Source organism: Pseudomonas sp. OA65, assembly GCF_017498305.1.
In the GTDB taxonomy this organism is placed as follows: domain Bacteria; phylum Pseudomonadota; class Gammaproteobacteria; order Pseudomonadales; family Pseudomonadaceae; genus Aquipseudomonas; species Aquipseudomonas zanjanensis.
Window position 1 is genome coordinate 52,548 of sequence record NZ_JAGDEZ010000037.1, and the last position, 7,853, is coordinate 60,400.

The window sequence follows — 7,853 nt, forward strand, 5'->3', positions numbered from 1 at the left end:
TCGCGAAAGCGGTGGGTCAGTTAGCATTGATGTTGGCTGGGCTGGCGCCTTCGCGAGCAAGCCCGCTCCCACACTGGCGTCTGGGTGACTGCGAGTCTGTGTCCAGCAAAAATCTCCTGTGGGAGCGAGCCTGCTCGCGATGGCGGTGGGTCAGTTGGTATTGATGTTGGTCTAGCGTCAGTTGGCGTTGGCGCTCTAGCCATTGTGCCTCGATGCGCTGGTTGGCTGTTCAACGACGATCAACATAGACGGCTCCATCAGGCAGGACAAAAGCGCCCCGCCGATACTCGCTGGGGGTCTGGTTCATTTCGATGCGGAAATGCCGGTTGAAGTTGGAGAGATTGTTATAGCCCACTTCAAAACAGATGTCGGTCACCGGCATTTCGCTTTGCAACAGCAAGCGGCAGGCGCGCTGGACCCGCAACTTGCGCATCAGGTCGATGAAACCGTGCCCGGTGATGCGCTTGAAGAATCGCGAAAAGCCCGGCTCGCTCATGTCCAATTGGCGGGCGATCACCGACAGGCGCAGGTCGCCAGTGAGTTCGGCTTGCAGGTACTCGAAGGCTTTGTGGATACGCTCGGAACTGCGGGCATCGAGCATCGGCGCGTAGCATGGGCTCGCCAGGCTCAGGGCCTCGTCATCGGGAGCCTGGTTGAGGGTGTGGAGCAACTCCAGGAACAGCGTCAATCGCGCCAGCCCCTGGGCCGGGCCGATGGTTTCCAGCAGGTGCGCAGCCCTCAGCGCGGTCTCACCCGCGAAGGCCAGGCCACGGCGAGCCCGTTCGAACAGCCCCTGCAGATCCCCCAGTTCAGGCAGGGTGCGGCGCAAGGTCAGTAGCGTGGCGCCGTCGAATTGCAACACCACGTCACGACCGGCCAAGTACTCCCCCGGCGCCAGGTCGCCCATCCAGTCATGGGGCAGATCCGGGCCGATCATCGCCACATGACCGGGGCCAAACGGACCGATGTAGTCGCCCGCCAACAATTTGCCGCTGCCCTGGCGGATCAGGTGAATTTCAAATTCAGGGTGATGGTTCCAGCGCGCCAACGGGTACGGGTAGTCGTGCTCGTACCAGCGAAAACTGTGTTCAGGCTCAGGCAGGATGACTTCCAGTTCGGCCGGTCGCTGCTCGAACAGGGGTGTTCGGTGATCAGGCATGTCGCGCCTCTTTTAGCGTTATAGCGGGCACCTTACGCCGAGTGCGCAGCGCTTCGCCAGCCTCGGCCTGACCGTCCGCTGGTACTTTTTTAACCCGCGCTCGTCGCGTTCAGCGACGTTAAAAAAATATCAGCCCACGATTCTCCCCGCGTTTGTCCTCCTCCACGGGCGCTGCTGTAATCGGCGAATTATCCCTCCGTGGGAGCAAAGCTTGCTCGCGATACAGGCGCCTCGATTTCCGAAAGATCGCATTTGCTTCATCGCGGGCAAGCCTTGCTCCCACAGTTCTCCTGTTATTGGTTTTTTGTATTTCGAAAAAAGGACAAACCCCATGAAACGACTCGAAGGAAAAAGTGCCCTGGTGACTGGCGCCGCCCGTGGTATCGGCAAGGCATTCGCCCAGGCCTATATCAACGAAGGCGCCACCGTGGCGATCGCCGATATCGACTTGGAGCGGGCCCAGGCCACCGCCGCCGAACTGGGCGACTGCGCCTACGCCGTCAAAATGGACGTGACCGACCAGGTGTCGATCGACCAGGCCATCGCGGCCGTGGTGGCCCGGGCGGGCAAGCTGGATATCCTGATCAACAACGCTGCGCTGTTTGACCTGGCGCCCATCGTCGACATCACGCGCCAGAGCTACGAGCGGCTGTTTTCCATCAACGTCGCCGGCACGCTGTTCACCTTGCAGGCGGCGGCGCGGCAGATGATCCGCCAGGGCCATGGCGGCCGGATCATCAACATGGCCAGCCAGGCCGGTCGGCGTGGCGAGCCCCTGGTGGCGATCTATTGCGCCACCAAGGCGGCGGTGATCAGCCTGACCCAGTCCGCCGGGCTGGACCTGATCAAGCATCGGATCAACGTCAACGCCATCGCCCCCGGCGTGGTGGATGGCGAGCATTGGGATGGCGTGGACGCGCTGTTCGCCCGCCACGAAAACTTGCCGCTGGGGGAAAAGAAGCGCCAGGTTGCGGAGCAAGTACCCTATGGCCGGATGGGCACCGCGGAGGATCTCACCGGAATGGCGATTTTCCTGGCCTCGGCTGAGAGCGAATACGTGGTGGCACAGACGTATAACGTCGATGGCGGTAACTGGATGAGCTGATAATCGGGGTTTTTATGGCCTTGAAACGACGGGAATGGACTTATTCGCTTGAAAATTGATCCCACTACTTGAGGATTGTCCCGAACGGTGCCCAACGGTGCCGTTCCAAGGGATTTCAAGAGAGCGTGAATACCGTTGCCCCAGCGGGGCAAAAATTGCGCATCATAGGCGCCGTCCGCTCAAGGGAGATTTACATGCGTGCCATTTCATCCGTCATGGGTCTTGTCGTGCTGTCGCTGGGCCTGGTGTTCACCACCAGCGCCACGGCCACCGAAGAGACACAACTGGTCGAGTCCATCAACCTCTACCGCAGCCAGTCCCAAAGCTGTGCCGGCCAGGCCTCGCTGGAACTGCCGCCGCTGGCGATGGACTCCCGGCTGATCCTGTCGGCCAATGGCATCGGCGACCTGCAACAGGCGCTGGCCCGGGCGGCCTATCCCATGGTTAACGTGCAAGCCATCAGCCTGTCCGGGCCGCGCGATGCGCAATCGGCCATGAAAGCCGTGCAGGAAAGCTTCTGCCAGGTGGTGCTCGACCCACAGTTCGTCGACATCGGCGTCAGCCGCCTGGATCGCGAATGGCGCATCGTGCTGGCCCGTCCGTTGTTGTCGGCGCGCCTGGGCGATTGGCAGGCGGAGGGCCAGAAACTGCTGAAGCTGATCAACAGCGCCCGCGCCCAGCCGCGTCGCTGCGGCACCGAAGCCTTCGCCGCCACCACGCCGCTGGCCTGGAACGCCACCCTGGCCCTGGCCGCCGTCACGCACACCCGGGCCATGGCCAACAACAATTTCTTCGACCACAAGGACCGCGACAATCGCACGCCCGGCGACCGCGCCGAACTGGCCGGCTACCTGGGCCAATTGATCGGCGAGAACATTGCCGCCGGACAAGACACCGCGCTCAAGGTGGTGGATGGCTGGCTGGCCAGCCCAGGGCACTGCGCCAACCTGATGAACCCGCAGTTCCGCGAATTGGGCGCCGGGTATGCGACCGATCCGAAAAGCGATGCGGGGATCTATTGGACGGCGATGTTTGGCACGCAGCAGTAGTGGCGCTATCGCGAGCAAGCTCGCTCCCACAGTGGGCGTTGTGGCGGTCAGGCGCTCAAGTTCCACCACCCGCCAATGTGGGAGCGGGCTTGCTCGCGAAGGCGGTGGCATATTCAACATCGATGCAAGCTGAACCACCGTTTTCGCGAGCGAGCCCGCTCCCACAGGGGATTGGCGGTGTTCATCAATAGCGTGTCCCACGCGCTCCCCCTGTGGGGTGCGGGCTTGCTCGCGATAGCCAGCTCAGCGCCCATGGCTGACCTCATCCTGCCGCAGCACCTGCCGCACATGCCCCATGAACCGGCTCAACGACGGTGATGGGGCCACCGGCTTGCGCTGCAACAGGCCGATCGAGCGTTTCGCCGGCTGGTCGATGGCAGTGACCGTGCACTGCCCGCCAATGTTGAACACGGCCGTGCAACTGGCCGGCAGCAGGGAGAATCCCAATCCTTCGCGCACCAACGCCGTGGCGGTGCTCATGTGCGCGACCTCCCAGGCCGGAACAGCATCGACGTTCAGATAGCGCAACGCAGCGTCAGCCAGGGGGCGGATGCTGGTGTCGGGCGTGAGCGCGATGTAGGGCTGCCGTTTCCAGTCGTCCAGGCCTTCGCGCAGATGATCCTTGTGGCTCAATAGCACAAGGTTGTCATCCACCAGTCGCTCGAAATTCAATCCGGAAAGATCGTCAGGCAGCGAACTGATGCCGGCGTCCACCTCGCCTCGCTGCACCCAGCCCATGACTTCCCCCGCCCGGCCATCCAGTAAGCTCACCGTCACGCCCGGGTTCTCACGCTGGAAAGCAGCAATGGCGATCGGCAGGAACGACGCGGCGGCGGTAGGCAGGGCCGCCAGCCGGAGCGTACCCCGGCTCAGGTTGAGGGTGTCACGAGCATCGCGCACGGCATCATCCATGTCCCGAAGCATACGTCGGGCCTGGGGCAGGAAGTGCTCACCGGCGGGCGTCAGTTCGACGCTGCGGGTGTTACGCGCGAGCAGTTGCAAGCCCATGCTCTCTTCCAATTTGCGAATGCTGTAGCTCAACGCCGGTTGGGACAGGTGCAGTTGTTCTGCCGTGCGGGTAAAGCTCGACGTCTCGGCGATCAGGATGAAGGCACGAAGCTGACGAAAAGAAACGTTCATGGCCGACTCATAAAATTACTGGATCAATTGATTCTATCTTTAAAATTCACAGAATAATCCAGCCCCTCCACTATGGAGCCACCCTTCAGTGGAACGCGGACATGACAAAAACAATTCTCGTCGGGTGTGGCGCCGGTTTCGCCAATGATCGACCCGACGCCGCCCTGCGCCTGGCCCAGGACCTGGCGCAACGCAACGGCCAGCGCTACATCATGCTGGAGCTACTGGCTGAGCGGACCCTGGCCGAGGCACAGCTACGCAAACGCCTTGACCCGGAAACAGGCTACTCCGCCCGCCTGTTCGACTTCCTCGAACCCATGCTCGACCTGTGCATCGAGGCCGGCATCCCGATCATCACCAACGGCGGTGCCGCTAATCCCCGGGCGGCCGCGCGACGGCTGCGACACGGGTTGGCGGGTCGCTTCCCTGAGCTGAAAATCGCCTGTGTGCTGGGCGATGACCTGTTGGAGGAAACGCCTCCCCGCTACGAACGATGGTTGTCATCGGCCCCCTTGGAGCACCCCGTTTCGGTGAACGTCTACACCGGGGCCGACGGTATTGCCCAGGCGTTGGCCGAGGGCGCCGGTATCGTGCTGTGTGGCCGGGTCGCGGATCCGTCGCTGGCGGTGGGGGCGATCCGCCATGGGCTGGGTTGGGCGGCTGACGATTGGCAGAAAATGGCCGTCGCCACCACGGCCGGGCATCTGCTGGAATGTTGCACCCAGGTCACTGGCGGCTACTTTGCCCATCCTGGGATGAAGGACATTCCGGACCCGGCCAATCTCGGTTGCCCAATCGCCGAGGTCCACCAGGACGGCCGCCTGATCATCGGCAAGGCCCGCAACAGCGGTGGCCGGGTCAGCGAACAGACCGTCAAGGAACAACTCCTTTACGAAGTACACGACCCTCGACGTTATCTGACCCCCGACGTGGTATTGGACCTGGGCCAAGCCCGCGTCCAGGACTTGGGTGGGGACCGTGTCGAGATCAGCGGCCTGCTTGGCAGTCCGCGTCCCTACACGCTCAAGGGCCTGGCGGGGGTGCGCGGCCTGTGGTTCGGCGAGGCGGAAATATCCTATGCAGGTCCCGGCGCTGTGGCGCGTGCCGCATTGGCGCGGGAGATCCTGCTGCAACGTTTTGACCTCTTGGCACCGGGGATTCAGCCCTGGATCGACCTGTCCGGGGTCGCCAGCCTTTTCAACGACCAGGGCGGTCGTTATCTGCAAAAGCAACTGGCCCAGGCGCCCGCCCTGGAGGATGTGCGCGTGCGCATCGGCTTGACCCACACCGACCGATTGCTGGTGGAAGCGCTGCTGGCAGAGGTTGAGTCGCTCTATACCAACGGGCCCGCGGGCGGCGGTGGCGTGCGCCGGCACCTCGCCGAGACCGTCACCACTCGCAGCTTCCTGCTGCCGCGAGACGAAATCCATACAACCCTGGAGTGGTACTGATGAACCTGGTCACCCTCGCCGACTATGCCCATGCCCGTGCTGGCGACAAAGGCAACATTCTCAGCATCGCCCTGTTTCCCCACGATCCTGCCCACTACCCCTGGCTGCTACGGGAACTGACCTGCGCCCGGGTGGCCGAGCAATTCGCGACGCGCCAGCCCTCCAAGGTGCATCGCTATGAGCTGCCGAACCTGAACGCATTGAATTTCGTACTTGAGGACGCTTTGGAGGGTGGGGTGAACCGCAGTTGCGGTCTTGACCGTCACGGCAAAAGCCTGAGTTTCCTGCTGCTGGCCTTGCGTTTGCCAGGCCCGCAAGGCTGACCGAGCCACCGCCCGCGCACCATCCGACAACAATAAAAAGAGAGGCTGCAACATGATTACAACCCTGGGTTTCCTGATGATGCTCGCCATCATCGGCTTGATATTGCTGCGCAGGATCAGTCCGGTGGTGGCGTTCACCACCCTTCCCGTGGTCGTTTGCCTGCTGGCCGGTTTCAATCTCGGACAGATCGGCGAGTTCATCAAGTCCGGCCTGATTACAGTGGCCCCGACCGCCGCACTGTTTCTGTTCGCCATCCTGTTTTTCGGCATCATGCGTGACCGCGGACTGTTCGATCCGTTGGTCAATCTGCTGATCCGCAGCACCGGCGGCAAACCGCTGGCCGTGGCGCTGGTGACGGTTTTGGTGACGTCGGTGGTTCATCTCGATGGCGTAGGCGCCGCGACCTTCCTGCTGACCATTCCAGCCCTGCTGCCCTTGTACAAACGCCTGAACATGAGCCCGGCGATGCTGTTGTGCCTGGTCGGTACCACGGCCGGTGTCATCAATATGGTCCCTTGGGGCGGCACGACCGCACGGGCCGCCGCGGTGTCGGGGCTGGATGCCACGCAGTTGTGGCTAGGCTTGTTGCCGGTGCAGATGGTGGGCCTGGCGTGCATGTTGCTGGTCGCGACGGTATTGGGCCTGCGCGCCCAGCGTCGCCAACCGATGTCGCTCGGGGCGGCGGCAACGTGCGACCTCGACGGTCTGCAACCCCAAGACCGGGAATTCAGCCTCTCGCCCCGGGAGCCGCGCTACTGGCTGAACGTGGCGCTGACCGCTGGGATCCTGGTGTGCCTGTTCACCGGTATTTTTCCCTTGTATGCCTGTTTCATGGTGGGATTGGGCATCGCCCTGCCCTTGAACTTCCCGTCCCTGGACGCCCAGGCCGAACGCCTCAAGGCCCATGCCGCCGACGCGCTGCAAATGGTCCTGGTGATGATGGCCGCTGCCGTCCTGTTGGGCGTGCTCTCCGGCGCGAAGATGTCCGACGGGATGGCCTTGGCACTGATCGATATCCTGCCGGCGGGATCCGCCCAATACCTGCACGTGATCGTCGGTTTCTTCGGCGTGCCCCTGGGCATGATCTTTTCACCGGACGCCTATTATTTCGCCCTGCTTCCGGTGATCAGGGACGTGGCCGCCGCCGCGGGTGTTCCTCTCGAAGCCGTAGCCCGGGCCATGCTGATCGGGGAGAATACCGGCTTTTCCATCAGCCCGGTGGTACCCAGCGTTTATCTGGCGCTGGCGTTGTCCGGGGTGGAGCTGCGCAAGCACATCACCTATACGTTCTTCTGGGCCTGGGGCGTCAGCCTGGCGATGCTTGCCTTTGCCGTAGCGACTGGAGCGGTACAGGTTTGAGCAAGCGGTGAATGTGGCGCTGACGGATGCGTTTGATGAGGCCCAGGTACTGGTGCGTCAAGCGTTTGAGGGTGATTACCCTTTGGGGGCGGTGTGTATATCCGTTGCTGCGGTCACGGCGGCTTAGGGTTCCGCTCTTAGAGGGTGTTTACAAATAAAATGTGCCGTTAGAATGCTCCCAACCCCGCGTTTGTGAATGCATGTCAATGGCCAACATCAAGATAAAACCTGAGCACGAAGGGATTCTGGTTCAAATCGTTGAATCC

At 62.4% G+C, this 7,853-nt stretch carries 7 protein-coding genes; 5 read left to right on the forward strand and 2 right to left on the reverse strand.

Translation table 11 applies throughout. The features are described from left to right. Positions 1–229: 229 nt before the first annotated feature. On the reverse strand, positions 230–1,159 hold the full coding sequence (locus tag J3361_RS23800; RefSeq protein ID WP_207966584.1) for an AraC family transcriptional regulator: 930 nt from the start codon (positions 1,157–1,159) through the stop codon (positions 230–232). A gap of 331 nt (positions 1,160–1,490) precedes the next feature. Between J3361_RS23800 and J3361_RS23805 the strand changes: the two genes are divergently transcribed. Continuing rightward, a complete protein-coding gene (locus J3361_RS23805; protein ID WP_207966585.1) occupies positions 1,491–2,264 on the forward strand; it encodes an L-iditol 2-dehydrogenase in 774 nt (257 codons plus the stop codon). Positions 2,265–2,458: 194 nt separating this feature from the next. Then, positions 2,459–3,313, forward strand: coding sequence for a CAP domain-containing protein (locus J3361_RS23810; protein WP_207966586.1), 855 nt, complete (start codon positions 2,459–2,461; stop codon positions 3,311–3,313). A 243-nt stretch (positions 3,314–3,556) separates the two neighbouring features. Here J3361_RS23810 and J3361_RS23815 read toward each other — a convergent pair whose 3' ends face one another. After that, entirely contained in the window at positions 3,557–4,453 is an 897-nt protein-coding gene (locus J3361_RS23815) for a LysR family transcriptional regulator (protein WP_207966587.1), read from the reverse strand. A 101-nt stretch (positions 4,454–4,554) separates the two neighbouring features. Between J3361_RS23815 and J3361_RS23820 the strand changes: the two genes are divergently transcribed. Genes J3361_RS23820 through J3361_RS23830 form a run of 3 tightly spaced genes read left to right on the forward strand, consistent with a single transcriptional unit; the run spans position 4,555 to position 7,587 of the window. After that, the gene (locus J3361_RS23820) at positions 4,555–5,904 is read left to right on the forward strand and encodes an acyclic terpene utilization AtuA family protein (RefSeq protein WP_207966588.1); all 1,350 of its coding nucleotides are present in this window, start codon (positions 4,555–4,557) and stop codon (positions 5,902–5,904) included. Next, positions 5,904–6,227, forward strand: a complete 324-nt coding sequence (locus tag J3361_RS23825) for a hypothetical protein (protein ID WP_207966589.1) — start codon at positions 5,904–5,906, stop codon at positions 6,225–6,227. The genes J3361_RS23820 and J3361_RS23825 overlap by 1 nt, the downstream gene beginning before the upstream one ends. A 52-nt stretch (positions 6,228–6,279) precedes the next feature. Beyond that, positions 6,280–7,587 carry a citrate:proton symporter gene (locus J3361_RS23830; protein ID WP_207966590.1) on the forward strand — a complete coding sequence of 436 codons (1,308 nt, stop codon included), beginning with the start codon at positions 6,280–6,282 and terminating at the stop codon, positions 7,585–7,587. The last annotated feature ends 266 nt before the right edge of the window (positions 7,588–7,853 follow it).